General features: G+C 70.2%; 24 protein-coding genes. All 24 read right to left on the bottom strand.

From position 1 onward, the window contains the following. Positions 1-61: 61 nt before the first annotated feature. A complete protein-coding gene (lgt, locus tag MRBLWH11_RS14920; RefSeq protein ID WP_341945403.1) occupies positions 62-1,087 on the bottom strand; it encodes a prolipoprotein diacylglyceryl transferase in 1,026 nt (341 codons plus the stop codon). 10 nt (positions 1,088-1,097) lie between these two features. After that, positions 1,098-1,901, bottom strand: coding sequence for a tryptophan synthase subunit alpha (gene trpA / locus MRBLWH11_RS14915; RefSeq protein WP_341945402.1), 804 nt, complete (start codon positions 1,899-1,901; stop codon positions 1,098-1,100). Further along, positions 1,898-3,166 carry a tryptophan synthase subunit beta gene (trpB, locus tag MRBLWH11_RS14910; protein ID WP_341945401.1) on the bottom strand — a complete coding sequence of 423 codons (1,269 nt, stop codon included), beginning with the start codon at positions 3,164-3,166 and terminating at the stop codon, positions 1,898-1,900. Before trpB ends, trpA begins: the two co-directional genes overlap by 4 nt. Further along, positions 3,163-3,939, bottom strand: a complete 777-nt coding sequence (gene trpC / locus MRBLWH11_RS14905) for an indole-3-glycerol phosphate synthase TrpC (RefSeq protein ID WP_341945400.1) — start codon at positions 3,937-3,939, stop codon at positions 3,163-3,165. Before trpC ends, trpB begins: the two co-directional genes overlap by 4 nt. Next, on the bottom strand, positions 3,939-4,169 hold the full coding sequence (locus MRBLWH11_RS14900; protein ID WP_116634951.1) for an HGxxPAAW family protein: 231 nt from the start codon (positions 4,167-4,169) through the stop codon (positions 3,939-3,941). The genes trpC and MRBLWH11_RS14900 overlap by 1 nt, the downstream gene beginning before the upstream one ends. A 47-nt stretch (positions 4,170-4,216) precedes the next feature. Then, on the bottom strand, positions 4,217-4,804 hold the full coding sequence (locus MRBLWH11_RS14895) for a Trp biosynthesis-associated membrane protein (protein ID WP_116634950.1): 588 nt from the start codon (positions 4,802-4,804) through the stop codon (positions 4,217-4,219). Next, positions 4,801-5,160 (bottom strand): phosphoribosyl-AMP cyclohydrolase, encoded by a 360-nt coding sequence (gene hisI, locus MRBLWH11_RS14890; RefSeq protein WP_116634949.1) that lies wholly within the window; start codon positions 5,158-5,160, stop codon positions 4,801-4,803. The genes MRBLWH11_RS14895 and hisI overlap by 4 nt, the downstream gene beginning before the upstream one ends. Next, on the bottom strand, positions 5,157-5,918 hold the full coding sequence (gene hisF / locus MRBLWH11_RS14885) for an imidazole glycerol phosphate synthase subunit HisF (protein ID WP_116634948.1): 762 nt from the start codon (positions 5,916-5,918) through the stop codon (positions 5,157-5,159). Before hisF ends, hisI begins: the two co-directional genes overlap by 4 nt. Beyond that, positions 5,918-6,760: an ATP phosphoribosyltransferase gene (gene hisG / locus MRBLWH11_RS14880; RefSeq protein WP_116634947.1), complete on the bottom strand. Its 843-nt coding sequence runs from the start codon at positions 6,758-6,760 to the stop codon at positions 5,918-5,920. Before hisG ends, hisF begins: the two co-directional genes overlap by 1 nt. Positions 6,761-6,798: 38 nt before the next feature. Then, positions 6,799-7,062 carry a phosphoribosyl-ATP diphosphatase gene (locus MRBLWH11_RS14875; RefSeq protein ID WP_116634946.1) on the bottom strand — a complete coding sequence of 88 codons (264 nt, stop codon included), beginning with the start codon at positions 7,060-7,062 and terminating at the stop codon, positions 6,799-6,801. After that, entirely contained in the window at positions 7,059-7,739 is a 681-nt protein-coding gene (gene rpe, locus MRBLWH11_RS14870; RefSeq protein ID WP_279303205.1) for a ribulose-phosphate 3-epimerase, read from the bottom strand. Before rpe ends, MRBLWH11_RS14875 begins: the two co-directional genes overlap by 4 nt. A gap of 4 nt (positions 7,740-7,743) precedes the next feature. Beyond that, complete coding sequence (locus MRBLWH11_RS14865) at positions 7,744-9,240, bottom strand: transcription antitermination factor NusB (RefSeq protein ID WP_341945399.1); 1,497 nt, start codon at positions 9,238-9,240, stop codon at positions 7,744-7,746. Further along, positions 9,237-10,157, bottom strand: coding sequence for a methionyl-tRNA formyltransferase (gene fmt / locus MRBLWH11_RS14860; protein WP_116634943.1), 921 nt, complete (start codon positions 10,155-10,157; stop codon positions 9,237-9,239). Before fmt ends, MRBLWH11_RS14865 begins: the two co-directional genes overlap by 4 nt. A gap of 18 nt (positions 10,158-10,175) precedes the next feature. Continuing rightward, a complete protein-coding gene (locus MRBLWH11_RS14855; protein ID WP_341945398.1) occupies positions 10,176-12,134 on the bottom strand; it encodes a primosomal protein N' in 1,959 nt (652 codons plus the stop codon). 16 nt (positions 12,135-12,150) lie between these two features. Further along, complete coding sequence (gene metK, locus MRBLWH11_RS14850; protein ID WP_116634941.1) at positions 12,151-13,344, bottom strand: methionine adenosyltransferase; 1,194 nt, start codon at positions 13,342-13,344, stop codon at positions 12,151-12,153. Positions 13,345-13,434: 90 nt separating this feature from the next. Next, complete coding sequence (gene rpoZ / locus MRBLWH11_RS14845; protein WP_116634940.1) at positions 13,435-13,692, bottom strand: DNA-directed RNA polymerase subunit omega; 258 nt, start codon at positions 13,690-13,692, stop codon at positions 13,435-13,437. Between the two features lie 65 nt (positions 13,693-13,757). After that, positions 13,758-14,669: a guanylate kinase gene (gene gmk / locus MRBLWH11_RS14840; RefSeq protein WP_116634939.1), complete on the bottom strand. Its 912-nt coding sequence runs from the start codon at positions 14,667-14,669 to the stop codon at positions 13,758-13,760. After that, entirely contained in the window at positions 14,662-15,507 is an 846-nt protein-coding gene (gene pyrF / locus MRBLWH11_RS14835; protein ID WP_341945397.1) for an orotidine-5'-phosphate decarboxylase, read from the bottom strand. The genes gmk and pyrF overlap by 8 nt, the downstream gene beginning before the upstream one ends. Then, a complete protein-coding gene (carB, locus tag MRBLWH11_RS14830; RefSeq protein WP_341945396.1) occupies positions 15,504-18,791 on the bottom strand; it encodes a carbamoyl-phosphate synthase large subunit in 3,288 nt (1,095 codons plus the stop codon). Before carB ends, pyrF begins: the two co-directional genes overlap by 4 nt. After that, a complete protein-coding gene (gene carA / locus MRBLWH11_RS14825; RefSeq protein WP_341945395.1) occupies positions 18,791-19,936 on the bottom strand; it encodes a glutamine-hydrolyzing carbamoyl-phosphate synthase small subunit in 1,146 nt (381 codons plus the stop codon). The genes carB and carA overlap by 1 nt, the downstream gene beginning before the upstream one ends. Further along, positions 19,933-20,442 carry a hypothetical protein gene (locus tag MRBLWH11_RS14820; protein WP_243408874.1) on the bottom strand — a complete coding sequence of 170 codons (510 nt, stop codon included), beginning with the start codon at positions 20,440-20,442 and terminating at the stop codon, positions 19,933-19,935. Before MRBLWH11_RS14820 ends, carA begins: the two co-directional genes overlap by 4 nt. Further along, positions 20,439-21,743, bottom strand: a complete 1,305-nt coding sequence (locus MRBLWH11_RS14815; protein WP_341945394.1) for a dihydroorotase — start codon at positions 21,741-21,743, stop codon at positions 20,439-20,441. Before MRBLWH11_RS14815 ends, MRBLWH11_RS14820 begins: the two co-directional genes overlap by 4 nt. Beyond that, the gene (locus MRBLWH11_RS14810) at positions 21,740-22,705 is read right to left on the bottom strand and encodes an aspartate carbamoyltransferase catalytic subunit (protein WP_341945393.1); all 966 of its coding nucleotides are present in this window, start codon (positions 22,703-22,705) and stop codon (positions 21,740-21,742) included. Before MRBLWH11_RS14810 ends, MRBLWH11_RS14815 begins: the two co-directional genes overlap by 4 nt. Beyond that, positions 22,702-23,232: a bifunctional pyr operon transcriptional regulator/uracil phosphoribosyltransferase PyrR gene (pyrR, locus tag MRBLWH11_RS14805; protein ID WP_116634933.1), complete on the bottom strand. Its 531-nt coding sequence runs from the start codon at positions 23,230-23,232 to the stop codon at positions 22,702-22,704. Before pyrR ends, MRBLWH11_RS14810 begins: the two co-directional genes overlap by 4 nt. Positions 23,233-23,301 lie beyond the last annotated feature (69 nt).

Genomic DNA, 23,301 nt, shown 5'->3' with positions numbered 1-23,301 from the left:
GTGACCCGGGGACGTCATTGGCCGGGTGGATGCGTGGGGTTCCTCACGGAACTTCTGGAGGCTATCGAGAGCCGTCCGCGTCCGTGGGAGCGACGCTTGTGGCGCTGGCTCCTGCGGTGACTTCTTCGGCCGGAGGCTCGCTCAGATCCACGAAGTCAGAGGGATTGTCCTGCGATTCTACATCAGCGCCTTCGTCACTCCGTCCGCGGCCCGGCTGGTAGGGCGACGGCTCGAGACCCGGGTGACGGCGCGTCTGCACGATGAGGATCGCGAGACCGACGACGATGCCGATGATCGCGGCCCAGACGTTGCTGCGCAGGCCCAGGATGATCTCGCTCGGGTCGATGCGGATCGACTCCCAGACGACGCGTCCCGCGCTGTACCAGATGAGGTAGATCGCGAACAGGCGACCCCACTGGAAGAAGAGCTTGCGGCCGAGCCACAGCAGCACGAGGACGCCCAGACCGTTCCACAGCACCTCGTACAGGAACGTGGGGTGGAACAGCGTGCCGTCGGGGAGGCCGGGAGGGAACGCGGAGTTGGTCGACTCGATCTCGAGTCCCCAGGGCAGGTCGGTCGGGAGACCGAAGAGCTCGTGGTTGAACCAGTTGCCGAAGCGTCCCATGGCCTGCGCGAGCAGGAGACCGGGTGCGAGGGCGTCGGCGAAGGTCCAGAAGCGGATGCCGGTCCACCGGCATCCGAGGTAGGCGCCGATCGCGCCGCCGATGAGCGCTCCGAAGATGGCGATGCCGCCCTCCCAGATCGCCCAGACGGAACCCGGCTCGAACGGGTTCCAGGTGTTCTTCCCCTCGCCGAAGTAGAAGTTCGGGTGCGTGAGCACGTGGAAGATGCGCGCGCCGATGATCGCGATCGGGACGGCCAGGATCGAGATGTCGATCACGACCCACGGCTCCGCCCCGCGCTTTGTCAGGCGGTGGTTGGTGATCAGCGCGGCGGCGATGATGCCGGCGATGATGCACAGCGCGTAGAAGTGGATCCGGATCGGCCCCAGGTCGAAGTACGACACAGGAGGGCTCGGGATGCTGGCGAGCACGCCGTTGAAGGTGCTGTGGAGCGCGAGGGACATGAGTGCGATTCTAGTTCTCGTGATCGGGGCGTGCCGACGACGTGCCGGATGCCAGGTTTCGGGTGACCTCGGCGAGAGCCGGGATGCCGCCGTCGCGCAGCGCGCGGACGAGCGCGGTGCCGACGATCGCGCCGTCGGCGTACTCCGAGACGCCCGCGATCTGCTCGGCGGTGGAGATGCCGATGCCCACGCAGGCACGGGTGGCTCCGTGCTCGCGGAGGCGGGCGACGAGAGTGCGGGCCGCACGGTCGAGCTCGGTGCGCTCTCCGGTGATGCCCATGGTCGAGACGGTGTAGACGAAGCCGGTCGACGACTTCACCACGAGGTCCAGGCGCTCGTCCGTCGACGTCGGCGCGGCGAGGAAGACGCGGTCGAGTCCGGTGCGCTCGCTCGCGGCGATCCACTCCCCTGCGACGTCGGGCGTGATGTCGGGTGTGATCAGCCCGGCGCCGCCTGCGGCGAGCAGGTCGTCCGCGTAGCGGTCGACGCCGTACTGCATGACCGGGTTCCAGTAGGTCATTACGAGCACGGGAGCATCGGTCGCGGCTGTGATGGCGCGCACCGCGGTGAACAGGTCGGCGGTCGTGAACCCGGCGGCCAGCGCCTGGGTCGTCGCCTCCTGGATGATCGCGCCGTCCATCACCGGGTCGCTGTAGGGCGGGCCGAGCTCGATGATGTCGACGCCGTTCTCCGCGAGCGCGATGGCGGCCTGGATGCTGGTCTCGAGGTCGGGGAAGCCGACGGGCAGGTAGCCGACGAAGGCGCTACGCCCTTCGGCCTGAGCGGCGGCGATGGCCTGTTCCACACGGCTCACAGTTCCGGCTCCCCCTTCGACGCGGCCTTGTCGGTGACGCTCTCGTCCTCGACGTCGTGCGCGAGGGCTTCCTCGTCGTACAGCTCGAAGTAGCGCGCGGCCGTGTCCATGTCCTTGTCCCCGCGCCCGGAGAGGCAGATGGCGATGATCGCATCCGGACCGAGATCTCGTCCGACGCGCAGTGCGCCGGCGAGGGCGTGCGCCGACTCGATCGCGGGGATGATGCCCTCGGTGCGGCTCAGCAGACGCAGCGCCTGCATCGCCTCGTCATCGGTGGCCGGGATGTACTCCGCGCGGCCGATGTCAGCCAGCCAGGAGTGCTCGGGGCCGACGCCGGGATAGTCGAGTCCCGCGGAGATCGAGTGCGACTCGATCGTCTGACCGTCGCCGTTCTGCAGCACGTAGGTCCGCGCTCCGTGGAGGACGCCGGGGCGTCCGCGTTCGATCGAGGCGGCGTGCCGGTCGGTGTCGACGCCGTCGCCGGCCGCTTCGACGCCGTAGAGCTTCACGCTCTCGTCGTCGAGGAAGGCATCGAACATACCGATCGCGTTCGACCCGCCGCCGACGCACGCGAAGACGGCATCGGGAAGGCGGCCGACCTCGTCGAGGAGCTGCGCCCTGGCCTCTTCGCCGATGATCTTCTGGAAATCGCGCACCATCGCCGGGAACGGATGGGGGCCCGCTGCGGTGCCGAAGATGTAGTTCGTCGTCTCGACGGATGCCACCCAGTCGCGGTACGCGTCGTTGATCGCGTCCTTGAGCGTGCGCGAACCCGAGGTCACAGCGACGACCTCGGCGCCGAGCAGACGCATGCGGGCGACGTTGAGCGCCTGGCGCTCGGTGTCGACCTCACCCATGTAGATCGTGCACTCCAGGCCGAACAGCGCGGCAGCGGTGGCCGTGGCGACGCCGTGCTGACCCGCGCCGGTCTCGGCGATCACGCGGGTCTTGCCGAGGCGCTTGGTGAGCAGGGCCTGACCGAGCACGTTGTTGATCTTGTGGGACCCCGTGTGGTTGAGGTCCTCGCGCTTCAGGAAGACCCGTGCACCGCCGGCGTGCGCGGCGAACCGCGGCACCTCGGTGATGGCCGAGGGGCGTCCGGCGTACGAGCTCAGGAGCTGAGCGAGCTCGGCGCGGAACTCCGGATCGGCCACGGCAGCCTCGTAGGCCACGGTGAGCTCATCGATCGCCGCGATCAGCGACTCGGGCATGTACCGCCCGCCGAACTCGCCGAAGTATGGTCCGTGCTGATCTCGCAGGCTCACTTCGCCTCCAGGAAGCTCTTGAGGGTCGCGACGGGATCGCCCGTGACGAGCGCCTCGCCGATCAGGACGACATCCGCGCCGGCGGAGCGGTAGTGCACCACGTCGGCAGGTGTCAGGACGGCGGATTCGGCGATCTTGACCGCGGTGTCCGGGATCCGGTCGACCAGACGGCCGAACAGATCACGGTCGAGCTCGAGGGTCTTCAGGTCGCGCGCGTTCACGCCGATGAGCGGTGCGCCGAGATCGATCGCCGCCTCGAGCTCGTCGGCGGAGTGCGTCTCGACGAGCGGCGTCATGCCGAGCTCGGTGATGAAGCCGAAGAGATCCTGCAGCACGGCGGGTTCGAGCCCGGCGACGATCAGCAGGACGAGATCGGCTCCGGCCGCTCTGGCCTCGAGCACCTGATAGCGATTCGCGATGAAGTCCTTGCGCAGCACCGGCAGGGACACACGGGCGGTGACGGCCTCGAGATCGGCGAGGCTGCCGCCGAACCGCCGCTCCTCGGTGAGCACGCTGATCGCGGAGGCTCCCCCGGTCTCGTAGAGCGATGCCTGAAGGGCGGGGTCCGGGATGTCGGCGAGGGCGCCGCGCGAGGGGCTGGCCCGCTTGACCTCGGCGATGATCTTCACCTGCTCGGCGGGAGCGAGGAACGACAGGGCGTCCTTCGCCGCGGGACGCGAGAGCGCCTCCCGCTCGACGACGTCGAGGGGGCGCGAGAGCGCGCGACGCTCGGCGTCTGCGACAGCGCCGGCCGTCAGGTCGGCGAGGACCACTAGTGCGCCTTCGGCGAGTACTTGGGGCCCTTCACGCCGTAACCGGCCTTGGCCAGCGCCCAGCCCACGATCGCACCGATCGGGATGAGAGCCGCGGAGATCCAGACGAGGGCCGGCTGCTCGAAGCAGAACGCGACGGTGCCGGCGGTGAAGCCGACGAGCATGATCACGACAGCGGTCCAGGCCGCAGGCGAGTGTCCGTGGCCGGGGTCGGCGATCGGGTTGGTCATGTTCTCCTCCGGGGGACGACGTGCGGGGCGGGTTCAGTCTATCGGGGTCACCGCGTCGGGTCGGTTCCGCGGGACAGCTCGTCCCAGGAATCGACCGCGTCGACGGGACCGTCGTGCGGAGCCGCGTCGGCGGCATCCGTGCGGTAGCGGCGGCCACCGGCCTTCCAGCCCCGCCACGTCACGAGGACGACGACGGATGCTGCGAGCAGGATGACCCAGCCGACCAGCGCGATGATCGGCCACGCCGTCGGCGCGACCGCCTCCACGACATCGCCCAGGGCGCCCCCGCCGGCCAGCCCCGTGGCGTCGGTCACAGCGGGGCCCACCGCGTCGAGCGGGGCGGCGAGCAGCTGCAGCGTCGACCAGATGAGGAAGACGGATGCCGCTCCGGCGAGCACGGCGAAGACGACGCGCAGCACGCGGGCCGCGATCGAGAGTGCGGCGCCGAGGGCGAGGACGGCCAGGCTCAGCGGAGCGAGCAGGACGAGGGCCGACGCACCGGGCACGAGGATCGCTTCCCCGGCATCCGCTCGTTCGACCGTCAGCCACGTCTGCGTGGACGAGATGATGCCGATCGCGCCGGAGAGGAGGAAGCCGGAGACGGAGATCGAACGACCGCGCTGGGCGAAGGTCACGACTCTCCCGCTCCGACGGTCGCCTCGAGGTCGGTGGTGTCGAAGCACGTGCGGGTGCCGGTGTGGCAGGCGGGCCCGGTCTGCGCGACCTCGAGCAGGATCGCGTCGCCGTCGCAGTCGAGGCGGGCCTCCCGCACGACCTGGATGTTGCCGGAGGTGTCGCCCTTGCGCCAGTACTCCTGCCGGGAGCGCGACCAGTACGTCGCACGTCCCGATGTGAGGGTGCGACGCAGTGCCTCCGCGTCGACCCAGGCGAGCATCAGCACCTCGTGGGTGTCCCACTGCTGCACGATCACCGGTGCCAGGCCGTCGGCGTTGAAGACGACCTGCGCGATGCGCTCCTCGACCGATGTCATCGGACCAGCACCCCTTCCGCGCGCAGCGCGTCCTTGACGTCGCCGACGGTCAGCGCGCCGGTGTGGAACACGCTCGCGGCGAGCACGGCATCCGCTCCGGCCTTGATGGCGGGCGCGAAGTCCGCGGCCTTGCCTGCCCCGCCGGACGCGATCACCGGGACGTCGGCGACCTCTCGCATGAGACGCACGAGCTCGAGGTCGAAGCCGTCCTTGGTGCCGTCGGCGTCGATCGAGTTGACGAGGAGCTCGCCGGCGCCGCGCTCCGTGGCCTCGCGAGCCCAGGCGAGCGCGTCGAGCGTCGTCTGCGTCCGCCCGCCGTGCGTGGTCACCACGAAGCCCGAGGGCGTCGTGTCGGCGCGCTTCACGTCGAGCGAGAGGACGAGCACCTGGGCGCCGAAGCGGTCGGCGATCTCGCCGATGAGCTCAGGACGCGCGATGGCGGCCGAGTTCACTCCGACCTTGTCGGCGCCGACCGAGAGCAGTCGCGCCACATCGTCGACGCTGCGCACTCCCCCGCCGACGGTGAGCGGGACGAAGACCTGCTCGGCCGTGCGCTGCACCACGTCGTAGGTCGTCGCGCGGGCGTCGACCGTGGCGGTGACGTCGAGGAAGGTGATCTCATCCGCACCCTGCGCGGCGTAGTGCCGGGCGAGCTCGACCGGGTCGCCCATGTCGCGGAGGTTCTCGAAGTTGACACCCTTGACGACGCGGCCGTCGGCGACGTCCAGACACGGGATGACGCGGCTGGCGAGAGTCATCAGAGCCTCGCGTTGTGGATGGCGGTGACGAGGATGGCGCGCGCGCCGAGCGCGTACAGCTCGTCCATCACGTGGTTGACGCGCGAACGCGCGACCATGACCCGCACGGCCACCCACTCGGGGTCGCGCAGCGGCGAGACGGTCGGGGACTCGACACCGCCGGCGATCTTGACCGCGTCGTCGAGCAGCGCGACGGGGAGGTCGTAGTCGATCATGACGAAACGACGGGCGACCATGACGCCCCGCAGTCGGCGGAGCAGCGTCTCGGAGCCGTCGGCGTCGACCGGACCGGCGATGAGGACGGCCTCGGACTCGAGGATCACCGGACCGAACACGTCGAGCCCCGCCTGACGGAGCGTCGTGCCGGTCTCGACGACATCGGCGACGGCGTCCGCGACGCCGAGGCGCACGGCGGACTCCACCGCACCGTCGAGCGGGACCAGATCGACTGCGATTCCCCGCTCATCGAGGAAGGCGTCGACGAGGCCCGGATACGAGGTCGCGATGCGCAGGCCGTCGAGCTCCGAGACGTCGCTGTAGCGGCCCGAGGGCGCGGCGAAGCGGAACGTCGAGCCGGCGAAACCGAGGGCCTCGATCTCCCGTGCGCCCGGCATCCGGGCATCCAGCAGGAGATCCCGGCCGGTGATGCCCACATCGATGGCGCCCGAGCCGACGTAGGTGGCGATGTCCTTCGGGCGAAGGAAGAAGAACTCGACGTCGTTCTCGGCGTCGATGACGTGCAGGGTCTTCGGGTCGCGTCGACCGGCATAGCCGGCCTCCGCGAGCATGTCGGCGGCGGTCTCGGAGAGCGAGCCCTTGTTCGGAACAGCGATGCGCAGCATGGATGGCCTTCAGTTCGAGAGGAGAGGAACGGAGCGCATCACAGATGTCGGTAGACGTCCTGCAGGCTGAGACCCTTCGCGATCATCATGACCTGCAGGTGGTACAGCAGCTGGGAGATCTCCTCGGCGGCGGCCTCGTCGGATTCGTACTCCGATGCCATCCACACCTCGGCGGCCTCTTCGACGATCTTCTTGCCGATCGTGTGCACGCCGGCATCCAGCTCGGCGACGGTGCCGGATCCCTCTGGGCGGGTCTCGGCCTTGACGCTGAGCTCGGCGAACAGCTCGTCGAAAGTCTTCACCCCTCCAGGCTACCGGCTCGCGCGCGGTCCCTGAGCCGAGTGACAGCGGCCTCGATGTCGTCGGCGCCGAAGACCGCCGAGCCCGCGACGAACGTGTTCGCGCCCGCGGCAGCGGCGATCTCGATCGTGCTGTCGGAGATCCCGCCGTCGACCTGCAGCCACACCTGCGATCCGCGGCGCTGCGCCTCGTCGGCGAGAGCGCGCAGCTTGGGCATGGTCTCGGGCATGAAACCCTGACCGCCGAAGCCCGGCTCCACGGTCATGACGAGGATCTGGTCGAACTCCTCGAGCACCGAGTACAGCGGTTCCGCGGGTGTGTCGGGCTTGATCGCGATGCCGGCGCGAGCCCCGATGTCGCGCAGCCGACGGGCGAGGGCGATCGGATCCGCCGCCGCCTCCAGATGGAACGTCACGCTGGCCGCCCCCAGCTCGGCATAGCCCGGAGCCCAGCGGTCCGGATCGGTGATCATGAGATGCACGTCGAGCGGGATGGGACTGGTCGCCTGGATGCGCTCCACCATCTGCGGTCCGAACGTGAGGTTCGGGACGAAGTGGTTGTCCATCACGTCGACGTGGGCGAAGTCAGCGGTCGCGATCTTGGCGAGATCGGCCTGCATGTTCACGAAGTCGGCGGCCAGGATGCTGGGGTTGATGCGGGGTGCGCTGGGGAGTTCCACGGTCCTAGTCTTCCTTCGCTGCGGTGTTCGGGGCGTCCGTGCGCTGGAGCAGCGCGAGGAACATGGCGTCGGTGCCATGACGATGCGGCCAGAGCTGGGCGCTGCCGGAATCCGCGCGGCCGTCATCGGCGAGGTCGATCGGCGACCGGGCGAGGTCGGCGATCACGGACCTCGCGTCGAGCTCGGTGATGTCGGCACGGTCGCGCAGCACCTCCTGCACGACGCCGACGGTCTCGGCCAGATGCGGCGAGCATGTGACGTAGGCCACGATGCCGCCCGGCGCGAGAGCCTCCAGTGCCGCCGTCAGGAGGTCGACCTGCAGCGGCACGAGCTCCGCGACGTCGGCCGGAGACTTGCGCCACCGCGCCTCCGGACGGCGGCGCAGCGCGCCGAGGCCGGTGCAGGGGGCGTCGACGAGGATCCGGTCGAACTCTCCCGCCCGCGCCGCGGCCAGTTCACGACCGTCCTGTTCGTGCACGACGACCTCGCCCGGAACGGCTCGGAGCGCGTTGCGCACCAGACGGGCGCGCGTCGGCACGACCTCGTTCGCCTCGAGGGTCGCGCCATGCTCGCGGGCGATGGCCGCAAGGAGGGCGGTCTTGCCTCCGGGCCCCGCGCACAAGTCGAGCCACCGCTCCCCTGCCCGGATCGGCGCGGCATCCGCCAGAGCGAGGGCGACGAGCTGGGAGCCCTCGTCCTGCACGCGGACGGTGCCTCCCGAGGCCTCGACGGAGCGTCGCGGATCGCCGCCGGGTGACGCGAAGGCCGTCACGGCATAGGGCCGACGGGGGTCGACGGGTTCGGCCAGCCCCGGCAGCGCCACCAGCGTCACCTCGGGTGAGACGTTGTCGGCCTCGAGCAGCGCCTCGAGCTCGTCCACGCGTCCCTCGGCCGCGAGAGCGCGTCGCAGCGCTCGGATGATCCAGACCGGATGCGCCGACCGCAGCGCGAGTCGCTCGTCGTCGGAGCGCGCATCCTCCTCGATCCGCTCCTGCCAGTGCTCGGGGGTGTCGCGCGCGATACGCCGCAGGACGGCGTTCGTGAAGCTCGCCGCACCGCGTCCCGCTGCCGTCGCGACGAGGTTCACGGACTCGTTGACGGCCGCATGCGAGGCCACACGGGTCGCCAGCAGCTGGTGCACGGCGAGACGCAGCGCATCGAGGACCGCGGGGTCGATGCCGTCGGCGGCGCGATCGGCTGCCGCCGCGATGATCGCGTCGTAGAGCCCGCGGCGCCGCAGCGTGCCGTAGGTGAGCTCTGTCGCGAGAGCGGCGTCCTGCGGCGAGAGAGCGGCCTCGGCGATGGCCGTGGGCAACAGCAGATTGGCGTACGCGTCGGAGTCCGAGACGGCGCGCAGCACGTCGTAGGCGACGCGTCGCGCCGGCTGCACGGTGCGCGTCGGTCCCCGGCGTCCCGAGCGGTCCCCGGTGTTCGTGGGACGCGCGGCACCCTGGCGAACGGAGGTCCGTCGCGGTGCTCTCCCCTGCTCAGACGGGCTCATGATCCGGCACGCAGCCCTTCCGTGGCGCGCTGTCCCCGCCACCAGTCGACGGCGTTCATCGCGCCCTTGCCCGCCGGCTGCACGCGCGTGACGGCGAGAGGAGCGGATGCCGTGCCGATCAGCAGGGCCGACTTCGTGCCGACGATGCGACCGGGCTCCACCGGCTCGGCAGCATCCGCAGGGGCCGCCTCGAGGATCTTGAGCCGCTGACCCTCGACGGTGGTGTGCGCTCCGGGTTCCGGAGTCACGCCGCGGAACCGGGCGAACACCGCGTCAGCGGGCTGCGACCAGTCGAGCAGGCCGTCGACCAGGGTCAGCTTCGGGGCGAGCGTGGGCGCTCCTCGCTGCGGCTCGGCGCGGGCGGTCCCGTTCGCGATCGCGTCGACAACCTCCGCGGTCAGCTCCGCACCGTCGCGGGCCAGGGTCTCGAGTGCCTGCTCGGCGGTCGCGGTCGGCGCGACCACGATCGTGCGCATGGCGAACACGTCGCCCGCATCGAGCTCCGGGACGAGCTGGAACACGCTCGCTCCGAGCTCGCGGTCACCGGCGATCAGCGCACGCTGCACCGGCGCGGCTCCTCGCCAGGCGGGCAGCAGGGAGAAGTGCAGGTTGATCCACCCGGCATCCGGAGCCGAGAGCAGCGGCTCGCGCACCAGGCCGCCGTAGGCGACGATCACCCCGAGCTCGGGCCGCAGCGCCGTGATGCGCGCCGTCGCGTCGTCGTCGAGCCGGCTCGCACGGATCACCGGCAGACCGAGCTCATCGGCCGCCTGGGCGACCGGCGAAGGCGTCAGCACCCGCTTGCGCCCGAGAGGGGCATCGGGGCGCGTGACGACCGCGACGATGTCGTGCAGCGTCGAGAGACGTCGCAGTGTGGGCACGGCGGCAGCAGGTGTGCCGGCGAAGACGAGGCGCATGAAGGTTCTCCGGAAGGGTCAGAGCTCTGGATCGAGGATATCGAGACGAACCGAGAGCGTGTTCTTCGCGTTGCGCGCGCGGCCTCGACGACCGGCGACGGCCTCGGCGACGACGGCCGCTCGCAGGACGGTGGCGACACGGCTGCCTGCGCCGTAGCCGAACCGGACGAGCGCGCGCACGCGCGGCGGGACGTCATCGGAGTCGATCGGGACGGGCCCGAGGACGGCGTCGGCGGGAAGGGCGAGCTCGCCCAGCGCGACCAGCGCGCGGGAGACGGCCGCGGCGGATCCCTCGACCAGCGCCACCCGCGCCGTCGGGGGCATGTGCAGTGGCGCACGGCTCTCGAGCTCGGATCGCGCGTAGCCGGCCTGGTTCCAGGTCGCGAGGGCCATGCCGACCGCACCGCTGACGCCGACGAGATGGATCGGGGCTCCGGGAGCGGCGAGGGCCGCCGCGTTCGACCACCAGCGCAGGCACGCCTCCCCGATACGCAGATCCGGTGCCTGGAGCATCCGCGGTCCGTCCAGGAGGACGACGGCACGGTACCCGCCGGCCGCCAGCGGCTCGGCGCCGCGTGTCGCCACGACGAGCGCGGGCTTGGCCTCGACGCGTTCGACGGGGTGCGCGCTGTCGGCGACGATCACACGGATGCCGGGGAACGCGCGCCCGAGCTCGTCGGCGGTGCGCTCGCTCCCGGAGGATGCGAGTCGGAGCTTCGTCGACGAGCATGTGGGGCAGACCCAGGCGCGGGCGCTGCGGCCGCACCAGCCGCACACGGGGACAGCGCCTCGGTGGCGTGCGCCGAGAGGGCCGCCGCAGTGCGGGCAGCGGGCAGGTGCGCGGCACTCCGCGCAGACCAGCGAGGGCGAGAAGCCGGGACGGGACACCTGCACCAGGACGGGCCCCTCCGCCGCGGCGGTGCGCGCGGCGAGGAACGCCGAGGACGGCATCCGCTGCGCGGCGGGCTGCTCCATCTCCTGCGGGGTGCTGAGCACGACCTTCGGCAGCACACGGCGGGACGCGCGCACGTCCTGCAGCCAGCCGCGCGCGACGAGGCGCTCGACGTCGGTCGTGCGGGTGTGCCCCGCGAAGAGCAGCGCCGACTGCTCGAGCTCCTGACGGAGCAGTGCCGCGTCCCGCGCGTTCACGTACGGTGCGAGCTGCTCGCCCAGCAACGGGTCTCCGTCGTCCCAGACGGCGACGAGACCCGCCTCGACCGGGGCGTAGACCGCGGAGCGGTTCCCGGCGACGATGCAGGGCGACTCCTCGAGCGTGCGGAGGAATCCGCGGTACCGATCGGGGTTCGTCTGGCGGGAGTCGTAGCGCACGACCGCGTCGCCGGGGACGAGCGCCTCGAGGGCTGTGAGCAGCCGATCGAGATCGCGGTGGTCGGGCACGATGAGGATCGACGAGCGGCCGGCGGCCAGCATCCGTGTCGCGGAGGCCGCGAGGAGCTGGGACCAGGCCTCTCCCCCGTCACGCAGCTGCGGGACGGCCTCGACGGCGGCGCGTCCTCCTCCGTCGAGCACGGCGACGAGTCCGTCGTAGACGTCGAGGATCTCCTGACTCCGTTCGACGGCGGACGCATCGAGCACCGGCACCGGGCTGTCCGCGGTCCAGGCCTTCTCGACCCGCACCTGCCGCTTCGGGATCACGAGTCGCAGCACATCGGAGGCGGACCCTGCCGCGCGGTCGGCGACGCGTCGGGCGAGTCGGTGCAGGCGTTCGGGCAGCACGGCGACCTCGGAGACGACGCTGTCGACCTCGGAGAGGGGCCTGTCGGCATCGTCCTCCCTGTCGATGTCGACGATGTAGCCGTCGATCACACGGCCGGCCGTGCGCAGGGGAACGCGCACGCGCACCCCGAGCCGGACCTCGCCGAACTCGGCGGGGAGGGAGTAGTCGAACAGACGGTCGAGCTGCGGCAGCGGTGAGTCGAGGAGCACGCGCGCGATGCGCCGGCTCTCGGACGTCATGAGGACCGAGGCCCCATCAGAGACCGGCGGCGCGGCGCAGCTCTTCGACGCGGTCGGTGCGCTCCCACGTGAAGTCGGGAAGCTCGCGGCCGAAGTGGCCGTAGGCGGCGGTCTGCGCGTAGATGGGACGGAGCAGATCGAGCTGCTCGATGATGGCCTGCGGGCGGAGGTCGAAGACCTGCTCGATCGCCCGGATGATCGCCTCGTCGGTCACCTTGCCGGTGCCGAAGGTCTCGACGTAGAGACCGACCGGACGCGCGACGCCGATCGCGTACGCGACCTGCACCTCGAGGCGGTCGGCGAGACCGGCCGCGACCGCGTTCTTCGCGACCCAGCGGGTGGCGTAGGCCCCGGAGCGGTCGACCTTGGACGGATCCTTGCCGCTGAACGCGCCGCCGCCGTGACGGGCAGCTCCGCCATAGGTGTCGATGATGATCTTGCGGCCGGTGAGACCGGCGTCGCCCTTGGGACCACCCGTGACGAACGGACCGGCAGGGTTGATGTAGTGCGTGACGTCGCTCAGGTCGAGGCCCGTGGTCGCGAGGATCGGATCGATGACGTGCTCGCGCACCTGCGCCTTCAGCTCGTCCTGGGAGATGTCGGGGTGGTGCTGCGTGGAGAGCACGACCGCGTCGACGGTCTTCGGCGTGAAGCCGTCGTAGCCCAGCGTGACCTGCGTCTTGCCGTCGGGACGGAGGAACGGCAGCAGACCGCTGCGACGCACCTCGGTCAGGCGCTCGGCGATGCGGTGCGCCGTCCACGCGGCCATCGGCATGAGCTGCGGCGTCTCGTTGGTGGCGAAGCCGAACATGATGCCCTGGTCGCCGGCGCCGAGCGCGTCGAGCGGATCGACCGACGAGCCGTCGCGGTGCTCCTGCGCGTTGTCGACGCCGTGCGCGATGTCGGTGGACTGCTCGCCGACCGAGATGCTGACACCGCAGGAGTCGCCGTCGAAGCCGGTCTCGCTCGACGTGTAGCCGATGCCGTTGACGACCTGTCGCACGATCGTCGGGATGTCGACGTACGCCTCGGTGCGGATCTCACCGGCGACGTGCACGAGGCCTGTCGTGACGAGCGTCTCCACCGCGACCCGGGAACCGGGGTCCTTCGCGATGAGCCCGTCGAGGATGCTGTCGGAGATCTGGTCGCAGATCTTGTCCGGGTGCCCTTCGGTGACGGACTCGGACGTGAACAGACGCAGCGCGCTCATCGGTGCTCCAGAACGGGGACGGACGGTGGGAGGGGTGTTGCCCCCATTCTGGACCGCGGCACCGACAGTGCGGCGCCGCGGTCTCGAATATCACTCTGCGTGACGCAGGCGGAGCTTGTCCTCGTTGATCTCGTGCAGCGCGATGGTGAGCGGCTTGTCCTCGACCGAGGAGTCGACCAGCGGGCCGACGTTGTCGAAGAGGTTGCCCTCGTGCAGGTCGGAGTAGTAGTCGTTGATCTGACGCGCGCGCTTGGCGGCGTAGATCACGAGCTCGTACTTGGAGTCGACGCGGTCGAGAAGGTTGTCGATGGGGGGATCGATGATGCCCTTGGTGTGGTGTCCGGCCATGGTGGGACCTCCAGATCAGGCGACGGGTTCGTCGCGAAGACGGTGCAAAGGCGCGCGAAGGTGACTCAGCGCGCAGAGCCTGAGGACAATTCTACGACCTCACGGGCGGCGGCGGCGACGTCCTCGTTCACGATGAGGTGATCGAACTCGTTCTGGGCGGCCAGTTCGACCTTGGCGGTGCGCAGTCGCCTGGCGCGTTCCTCCGCCTCCTCGGTGCCCCGCCCGACCAGGCGGTGCACCAGTTCATCCCAGCTCGGCGGGAGCAGGAAGATGAGCGTGGCGGCCGGCTCGGCGCGTCGCACCTGCCGGGCACCCTGCAGGTCGATCTCCAGCAGAACGGTCCTGCCTTCGGCCAGCGCCGCGTCGATCGGCGCCCTCGGCGTGCCGTAGCGGGAGCGGTTGTGCACCACCGCGTACTCGAGGAGCTCGTCGTCGGCGATCAGGCGGTCGAACTCGGCGTCATCGACGAAGAAGTAGTGCACGCCGTCGATCTCACCCGGCCGCGGAGGCCGGGTCGTCGCCGACACCGAGAGGTGGATCTCGGGATTGTGCTCACGGATGTGGGCCGCGACGGTGCCCTTGCCGACCGCCGTGGGACCGGCCAGCACGAGCAGGCGGCTGCGTGCGCCGCGCGGCTCGAGCACCGGGAAGCGGGAATCGAGCCAGGTCTCCAGCACGACGCGCTGACGGGCGCCGAGCCCGCCGAGACGCTTGACCGGGGAGATGTGCAGCTCCTCCAGCACGCGATCGCGCTTCCCGGCGCCGATGGCGGGGAGAGCGAGCAGGAAGTCGGTGATCCGCATGGATCCCTCGACCGAGTCCGCATCCGCGGTGGCGCGATGCAGCACCGTCTGCGGTGCCACGACGCGCATCGTGAGATCGCGCTTCAGCGACGCCCTGGCGCGTCGGCGCTCGACGGCCCGGCGTGCGGCCGCCGCGCGGTCGACCTCGGGAACGGTCCGAAGCGGTTCAGACACCGACGACCTCCCGATACTCGGCGACGCGATGGGAGATCGCCGCGGCGAGACCCTCAGGACCGGCGGAGAGGATGCTGCGGCTCTCGCTGGCGATCACGGCATCCGCCATCGTGCCGAAGCGTGCGCGGAGGTCGGCGGGCGTCGCCCCCTGGGTGCCGAAACCGGGCGCCAGGATGGGGGCGATCGGGCCGAACGGCGTGATGCCTGCCTGATCCCAGTCGACCGTCGCGCCGATGACGAAGCCGAAGCTCCCCCACGCCCCGGGCTCGAACAGGCCCGCGTTGCGCGCCGATACCTCGCCGACAATCTCCGCCGACACCGTCAGGCCGGTGGCCCCGATCGCACGCTGCACGCCCGCGGCCTCGGGGTTGCTGGTCGCCGCGAGCACGAACACGCCCTTCTCGTGCTTCGCCGCGAGGGCGAACGTGCCGTCGAGCGCTCCGACGCCGAGGAACGGGTTCACCGTGAGGGCATCCGCTTCCAGAGGCGCGCCGGGCGTCAGCCAGGCGTGGGCGTAGTCGTCCATGGTCGAACCGATGTCGCCGCGCTTCGCGTCGGCGATGACGAGCAGTCCGGCGGCGCGGGCCGCTGCGAGCACGTCTTCCAGCGCCGCGATGCCCTGCGACCCGAAGCGCTCGAAGAACGAGACCTGCGGCTTCACGACCCCGACGCGCCCCGCGGCGGCATCGACGGTGCGCAGCCCGAACTCGCGCACCCCGGCGGCGTCATCACCGAGGCCCCACGCGGCGAGCAGCTCGGCGTGCGGGTCGATGCCGACGCAGAGGGGACCGCGGGCGTCCAGCGCCCCGCGGACCCTCTCACCGAAGCTCTGACTCACAGCGCTGCCGCCCGATCGATCGCGTACTCCTGCAGACTCCTCACCTGGAAGCCCTCGTGCGCGGCATCCATACCGCTGACGGCGGCGCCGAGCACCGCCATCGTGGTGAACAGCGCCTTGTCGGCAGCGACCGCCGCCGCACGGATCTCGTAGCCGTCGGCACGGGCCGCACCACCGGAGGGCGTGTTCACGACGATGTCGATCGCACCCTCGTTGATCAGGTCGACGATGTTCTTCGCGCCGGACTCCTGGGTCTCGCTGTACTTCTCCACCACGGTCACCGCGATGCCGTTGCGCGAGAGGATCTCGGCGGTGCCCTCGGTCGCCACGATCGTGAAGCCGAGCTGCTGCAGGCGGTGCGCCGGCAGGATCACCGCGCGCTTGTCGGAGTCGGCGACCGAGATGAACACGGTGCCCGAGGTGGGCATGCCGCCGTAGGCCGCCGCCTGGCTCTTCGCGAAGGCCGTCGGGAAGTCGCGGTCGATGCCCATGACCTCACCCGTGGAGCGCATCTCCGGGCCGAGCACGGAGTCGACCGTCTTGCCGTCCGCCGTGCGGAAGCGCTTGAACGGCAGCACGGCCTCCTTGACCGCGACCGGGGCGCCGAGCGGGACGCGGGAGCCGTCCTGCTGCGGCAGCATGCCCTCGGCACGCAGCTCCGCGATCGTGGAGCCGGTCATGACGCGGCTCGCGGCCTTCGCCATCGGGATGCCGAGAGCCTTGGACACGAAGGGCACCGTGCGGCTGGCGCGGGGGTTCGCCTCGATCACGTAGAGCACGCCGGCGCTGATCGCGAACTGCACGTTCAGCAGGCCGCGCACGCCCACGCCTTCGGCGATGGCCAGGGTCGCCTCGCGCACACGGTCGACATCGGTGCGTCCGAGTGAGACCGGAGGGAGCGTGCAGCTGGAGTCGCCGGAATGGATGCCGGCTTCCTCGAGGTGCTCCATGACTCCGCCGATGTAGAGGTCGGTGCCGTCGTACAGCGCGTCGACGTCGAGCTCGATCGCATCGTCCAGGAAGCGGTCGACGAGCAGGGGCTTGCCCTCCTCGATGACGACCTCGCCGGCGGTGCGCACGAAGTAGTCGCGCAGCGATGCCGTGTCGTAGACGATCTCCATGCCGCGGCCGCCGAGCACGAAGCTCGGGCGCACGAGCACGGGGTAGCCGATCTCCTCGGCGATGCGCACGGCACCCTCGACGTCGATCGCGGTGCCGTTGCGCGGCGCGACGAGCCCCGCCTCGTCGAGCAGGCGCGAGAACAGCTCGCGCTCCTCGGCGAGATCGATGGCGGCGGGGCTGGTGCCGAGAACGGTGTAGCCGGCCGCCTCGATCCCCTTGGCGAGTCCCAGGGGGGTCTGTCCGCCGAGCTGGCAGACGACGCCGAGGATCGTGCCGCTCGCGGCTTCCGCGTCGAGCACCTCGAGCACGTCCTCGAGCGTCAGCGGCTCGAAGTACAGGCGGTCGGACGTGTCGTAGTCCGTCGAGACGGTCTCCGGGTTGCAGTTGACCATGACGGTCTCGAACCCGGCGTCCGACAGCGCGAACGAGGCGTGCACGCAGGAGTAGTCGAACTCGACGCCCTGCCCGATGCGGTTCGGGCCCGAGCCGATGATGACGACCTTGGTGCGCTCGGAGGGGGCGACCTCGGTCTCGAAGTCGTAGCTGGAGTAGTGGTACGGCGTCAGAGCCGGGAACTCCCCCGCGCACGTGTCCACGGTCTTGTAGACCGGGCGGATGCCGAGACCGTGACGGACGCCGCGGACCTCGGGCTCCGTCGTGCCACGGAGCTCGGCGAGCTGCGCGTCGGAGAAGCCGTGCTCCTTCGCGTAGCGGAGTGTCGCGGCATCCAGCTCGGGCGCCGTGCGCACGATCTCGGCGACCTCGTTGATCAGCACGATCTGGTCGAGGAACCAGGGGTCGATCGCCGTGGCGTCGAATGCCTGCTCGACGGTCGCGCCCTTGCGGAGCGCCTGCTGCAGCGTGACGATGCGGCCGTCCGTCGGGATCTTCGAGATCTCCAGGAGCTCTTCGAGCGAGCGCTCCTCCGTGCCCCAGTGGAAGCTCGAACCGCGCTTCTCGAGTGAACGGAGCGCCTTCTGCAGCGCGGTCGCGTAGTTGCGACCGATCGCCATCGCCTCGCCGACCGACTTCATGGTCGTCGTCAGCGTCGCGTCAGCGGCCGGGAACTTCTCGAACGCGAATCGCGGCACCTTCACCACGACGTAGTCGAGCGTGGGCTCGAAGCTCGCCGGGGTGACTCCCGTGATGTCGTTCGGGATCTCGTCGAGGCGATAGCCGAGCGCGAGCTTGGCTGCGAGCTTCGCGATCGGGAAGCCGGTCGCCTTGGAGGCGAGGGCGCTCGACCGGGAGACGCGCGGGTTCATCTCGATGACGATGATGCGCCCGTTCTCGGGGTTGACGGCGAACTGGATGTTGCAGCCGCCGGTGTCGACGCCCACCGCCCGGATGATGTCGATGCCGATGTCGCGCAGCTTCTGGTACTCGCGGTCGGTGAGCGTCAGAGCCGGTGCGACCGTGATCGAGTCTCCCGTGTGGACGCCGACCGGGTCGACGTTCTCGATGGAGCAGACGACGACAGTGTTGTCGGCGGTGTCGCGCATGAGCTCGAGCTCGTACTCCTTCCAACCGAGGATCGACTCCTCCAGGAGGACCTCGGTGGTCGGCGAGTCGCGCAGCCCCGCGCCTGCGATGCGGCGGAGGTCGCTCTCGTCGTACGCGAATCCGGACCCCAGGCCGCCCATCGTGAAGCTCGGGCGCACGACGAGCGGGTAGCCCAGCTCATCGGCCGCCGCGAGCACCTCGTCCATCGTGTGGGCGATGCGGGAGTCGGCGACGTCGGCGCCGGCATCCAGGACCAGCTGCTTGAAGATCTGACGATCCTCGCCCTTGTTGATCGCCTCGAAGCTCGCGCCGATGAGCTCGACGTCGTACTTCTCGAGGATGCCGTGGTTGTGCAGCTCGATCGCGGCGTTGAGCGCCGTCTGCCCGCCGAGGGTCGGGAGAATCGCGTCGGGACGCTCCTTCGCGATGATCGTCTCGATGACCTGCCAGGTGATCGGCTCGATGTACGTCGCGTCCGCGAAGTCGGGGTCGGTCATGATCGTGGCCGGGTTGGAGTTGACCAGGATGACCCGGACGCCCTCCTCGCGCAGCACGCGGCACGCCTGGGTGCCGGAGTAGTCGAACTCACAGGCCTGACCGATGACGATCGGACCGGATCCGATGACGAGGACGGAGTTGATGTCGTCGCGCTTGGGCATTACTTGCTGTCCTTCTGAGTCGCGATGACCAGGTCGCGGAACCGGTCGAAGAGGTAGTTGGCGTCGTGAGGGCCCGCGGCGGCCTCGGGGTGGTACTGCACCGAGAAGGCGGGGATGTCGAGCGCCCGGAGGCCCTCGACCACGTTGTCGTTCAGTCCGACATGGCTGACCTCGACCTTGCCGTAGCCGTTCGGGCTGTCGAACGTCCCCTCCAGCGGGGCGTCCACCGCGAAGCCGTGGTTGTGCGCCGTGATCTCGACGCGGCCCGTGGTCTTGTCGAGGACCGGCTGGTTGATGCCGCGGTGACCGAACGGCAGCTTGTAGGTGCCGAGCCCGAGAGCACGGCCGAGCAGCTGGTTGCCGAAGCAGATCCCGAAGAACGGGAGGCCGTCGTCGAGGACCGCGCGCAGCAGCTCGACGTGATCGCCGGATGCGGCAGGATCGCCGGGGCCGTTCGAGTAGAAGACGGCGACCGGGTCGATCGAGCGGATGTCGTCGATCGTCACGTTCTGCGGGAGAACGTGCACCTCGAAGCCGCGGGCGGCCAGGTTGTCGATCGTGGCCTGCTTCACCCCGAGGTCGAGGACCGCGAGGTTGCCGACCCGCTGTCCCATCGCGGTCGTCACGGTCGCGACGTCCACCGACACCTCGGCGGACAGGTTCCGCCCTGCCATCTCGGGTGCCTCGCGGACGATGCGCAGCTGCTCCTCCGCGTCGAGCGCGGCATCCGCGCCGGAGAAGACCCCGCCGCGCATCGATCCGGCCGAGCGGATGTGACGGGTGATCGCGCGGGTGTCGATCCCGCTGATGCCGACGATGCCGTCGTTCAGCAGCACCTCGTCGAGGGATGCGTTCGCGCGCCAGTTCGAGACGACGCGAGAGGGGTCGCGGACGATGTAGCCGGCGACCCAGATGCGGCGGGACTCGGCGTCCTCGTCGTTCATGCCGGTGTTGCCGATGTGGGGTGCGGTCTGCAGGACGATCTGACCGGCGTACGACGGGTCGGTGATCGTCTCCTGGTAGCCGGACATGCCGGTCGCGAACACCACTTCGCCGAGGGTGCGACCGCGCGCGCCGTACGCACGACCGGTGTGGCGGGTGCCGTCTTCCAGGACGAGGACGGCGGTTTCGGGCAGGGAGGTCATCGTGTGGCTCCTGTGTCGGGGGCAGCGGGAACGAGCCGCTGCAGTTCAGAGATGAGGTTCTTCGGGTCGCCGGTGGCGAGGCGCAGGTAGGAGTCGACGACCGTGTCGTCGTCGACGTTCCAGGCGATGCGGATGAGCCCGCCCGGCTCGACGACGCGATCGATCGTGACGGTGGCCCTGTCGACGTGCACGAGGCGGGACGAGGCGAGGAACACCGTCGGCGCGCCGTCGAGGCAGAGCGCGACACCCCGATCCGTGACCGCGAGCTCACCGCGGGCGCGGTAGATCAGCGGCGAGACCGCCAGCCGCTCCAGCGGCTGGTCGTGTCGCGTCGTCGAGACGTACAGCACCTCGTCGCGGCGGGCGACCTCCGCGTGCTCCGGGACTCCGAGCGGTGCGGTGAGACCGGAGTCCCGGCGCAGTCGTCGTCGCCACGCGAACAGCATCGCGAGCAGGATGAGCACGGCCACTGCGATCATGATCGCGATGGCGAGTTCGCGCGTCACGCGTTCAGCTCCTCGACGACCGCGCCGCCGTCGACCGTGAGCGTGCCGCCATGGACGGTGAACTCGACCCGTCCGGGAAGCGCGCGACCCAGGTACGGCGAGTTCACGCTGCGCCCGTGGAGGTCGGCTTCCGTGAAGACACCGGCGACCGAGGCGTCGTAGAGGGTGATCTGCGCGGCAGCCCCGACCTCGAGGGGCGTTCCGTGTCCGGCGAGCCGTCCGATGCGCGCGGGAGCCGCGCTCATGACCCTGGCCACGTCGGCCCAGCCGATGAGCCCGGTCTGCACCATCGACTGGTGCACGACGCGCAGCGCGCTCTCGAGGCCGACCATGCCGTTCGCGGCCGCCTGCCACTCGCAGGCCTTGTGCTCGCTGGGGTGCGGGGCGTGATCCGTCGCGACGATGTCGATCGTGCCGTCCGCGAGACCTTCACGCACGGCCAGCACGTCCTCCTCCCTCCGCAGCGGCGGGTTGACCTTGTAGCGCGCGTCGTAGCCGCGCACGAGCTCGTCGGTCAGCAGCAGGTGGTGCGGTGTCACCTCGGCGGTGACCGCGATGCCGCGCTTCTTGGCCCAGCGGATGATGTCGACCGATCCGGCCGTCGAGAGGTGGCACACGTGCAGCCGCGAACCGACGTGCTCGGCGAGGAGCACGTCGCGGGCGATGATCGACTCCTCCGCGACCGCGGGCCATCCGGCGAGACCCAGCTCCGCCGAGACGGTCCCCTCGTTCATCTGCGCGCCCTCGGTGAGGCGCGGGTCCTGCGCGTGCTGCGCGATCACGCCGTCGAAGGACTTCACGTACTCGAGGGCCCGGCGCATGATCAGCGGGTCGAACACGCAGAAGCCGTCGTCGCTGAAGACGCGCACCTGCGCCCGGGAGGTGGCCATGGCCCCCAGCTCGGCGAGACGCTCGCCCTTCTGGCCGACCGTGACGGCGCCGATGGGCTGCACGGTGGCGTATCCGGCGGCCTCGCCGAGCGCGAGCTCCTGTTCGACCACACCCGCCGTGTCGGCGACCGGCGACGTGTTCGGCATGGCGAAGACGGCCGTGAAACCACCGGCCGCCGCCGCCCTCGTGCCGGTGAGGATCGTCTCGGATGCCTCGTAGCCGGGCTCGCGCAGATGCGTGTGCAGGTCGACGAGGCCCGGCAGTGCGACGAGTCCGTCGGCGTCGATGACGCGTGCACCTGCGCGGCTCAGGCCGCTGCCGATCTCGGTGATGACACCGCCCTCGACGATGATGTCGGCGCTCTCCGCACCGAGCAGCTGTGCACCGGTGATGACGAGGGTCTCGCTCACAGGTCTCCCCCTCGTTCGTCGTCTCGTTCTCCTGCCAGCAGCAGGTACAGCACCGCCATACGGACGGACACTCCGTTGGTGACCTGCTCCAGCACCGTCGAGCGGTCGGAATCGGCTGCTTCGGAGGAGATCTCCAGTCCACGGTTCATGGGTCCGGGGTGCATGACAATGCTACCGTCCGGGAGCCCGGCCACACGCCGTGCGTCGAGCCCCCAGCGGCGCGAATACTCCCGCTCAGTCGGGAAATACGCCGCGTTCATCCGCTCGAGCTGGATCCGCAGCATCATCACGGCGTCCGGCTCCTCCGCCAGTGCCTCGTCGAGGTCGAAGACAACCCGGACCGGCCAGAGCGACACGTTCTGCGGCACGAGCGTCGGCGGAGCGACGAGAGTCACGGATGCGCCGAGGGTGGTGAGGAGCCAGACGTTCGAGCGTGCGACCCGCGAATGCAGCACGTCGCCCACGATGACGATCCGGAGTCCGGCGAGATCGCGCCCGCGGCTGTCGGCGCCGAAGCGGCGCTTGCGGATCGTGAAGGCGTCGAGCAACGCCTGCGTCGGGTGCTCGTGCGTGCCGTCGCCGGCGTTCACCACACCGGCCGAGATCCATCCGCTGGTCGCGAGCGTCTGCGGGGCGCCGGATCCGGGATGACGCACGACGACGGCATCCGCGCCGATGGCCTCCAGGGTCTGCGCCGTGTCCTTCAGGCTCTCGCCCTTCGAGACGCTCGAGCCCTTGGCCGCGAAGTTGATCACGTCCGCGGAGAGGCGCTTGGCGGCGGCCTCGAAGGAGATGCGGGTGCGGGTCGAGTCCTCGAAGAAGAGGTTCACGACCGTCTTGCCGCGGAGCGTCGGGAGCTTCTTCACCTCGCGGGACTGGGTATCGGACATGTCCTCGGCGATGTCGAGGATGCGGAGGGCTGTCGCCCGGTCGAGCGTGCGGGTGTCGAGGAGGTGTCTCATTCGCCGATCGTCACCTCCTCGGCCCCGTCGTTCTCGGTGAGGCGCACGTTGACCCGCTCGGAGCGGGCGGAGGGGATGTTCTTGCCGATGAAGTCGGGCCGGATCGGGAGCTCGCGATGACCGCGGTCGACGAGGATCGCGAGCCGCACGACGGCCGGTCGTCCGATCGACTGGATCGCATCGAGCGCCGCGCGGATGCTGCGACCGGAGAAGAGCACGTCGTCGACCAGCACGACCGTCTTCCCGTCGATCCCGCCGTCCGGGATCTCGGTCGGGTGCGGGGACCGCGTCGGGTGCTTGGCCAGGTCGTCGCGGAACAGCGTGACGTCCAGCGCGCCGACGGCGACCGGGGTCTGCGCGATCTCGCCGATCAGGCGCGACAGGCGGTGGGCGAGAGTGACGCCGCGGGTCGGAATGCCCAGCAGGACGAGGTTCTCAGCCCCTCGATTCGACTCGAGGATCTCGTGCGCGATACGGGTCAGAGCCCGCGATACGTCGGCTTCGTGCAGCACGGTGCGTGCGCTCATCAGCCGCTCCCTTCTCCGCCTCACAGGACGGTGTTAAAGGTTGCTTGTGGCTTCAGTCTATCGGAGCGG

Origin of the sequence: Microbacterium sp. LWH11-1.2, from assembly GCF_038397745.1 — a bacterium.
In the GTDB taxonomy this organism is placed as follows: Bacteria; Actinomycetota; Actinomycetes; order Actinomycetales; family Microbacteriaceae; genus Microbacterium.
This window is presented reverse-complemented; position numbering and strand designations above follow the sequence as displayed.

Excerpts from the sequence above, each read along its gene's own strand:
- lgt (WP_341945403.1), bottom strand. The coding sequence starts at position 1,087 with ATGTCCCTCGCGCTCCACAGCACCTTCAACGGCGTGCTCGCCAGCATC.
- MRBLWH11_RS14900 (WP_116634951.1), bottom strand. The coding sequence starts at position 4,169 with ATGACCAACCCGATCGCCGACCCCGGCCACGGACACTCGCCTGCGGCC.
- hisI (WP_116634949.1), bottom strand. The coding sequence starts at position 5,160 with ATGACATCGGTCGAGGAGCGCATCGCGCAGGTCGTCTTCAACGCCGAC.
- hisF (WP_116634948.1), bottom strand. The coding sequence starts at position 5,918 with ATGACTCTCGCCAGCCGCGTCATCCCGTGTCTGGACGTCGCCGACGGC.
- hisG (WP_116634947.1), bottom strand. The coding sequence starts at position 6,760 with ATGCTGCGCATCGCTGTTCCGAACAAGGGCTCGCTCTCCGAGACCGCC.
- MRBLWH11_RS14865 (WP_341945399.1), bottom strand. The coding sequence starts at position 9,240 with ATGAGCCCGTCTGAGCAGGGGAGAGCACCGCGACGGACCTCCGTTCGC.
- fmt (WP_116634943.1), bottom strand. The coding sequence starts at position 10,157 with ATGCGCCTCGTCTTCGCCGGCACACCTGCTGCCGCCGTGCCCACACTG.
- MRBLWH11_RS14855 (WP_341945398.1), bottom strand. The coding sequence starts at position 12,134 with ATGACGTCCGAGAGCCGGCGCATCGCGCGCGTGCTCCTCGACTCACCG.
- metK (WP_116634941.1), bottom strand. The coding sequence starts at position 13,344 with ATGAGCGCGCTGCGTCTGTTCACGTCCGAGTCCGTCACCGAAGGGCAC.
- rpoZ (WP_116634940.1), bottom strand. The coding sequence starts at position 13,692 with ATGGCCGGACACCACACCAAGGGCATCATCGATCCCCCCATCGACAAC.
- carB (WP_341945396.1), bottom strand. The coding sequence starts at position 18,791 with ATGCCCAAGCGCGACGACATCAACTCCGTCCTCGTCATCGGATCCGGT.
- carA (WP_341945395.1), bottom strand. The coding sequence starts at position 19,936 with ATGACCTCCCTGCCCGAAACCGCCGTCCTCGTCCTGGAAGACGGCACC.
- MRBLWH11_RS14810 (WP_341945393.1), bottom strand. The coding sequence starts at position 22,705 with ATGAGACACCTCCTCGACACCCGCACGCTCGACCGGGCGACAGCCCTC.
- pyrR (WP_116634933.1), bottom strand. The coding sequence starts at position 23,232 with ATGAGCGCACGCACCGTGCTGCACGAAGCCGACGTATCGCGGGCTCTG.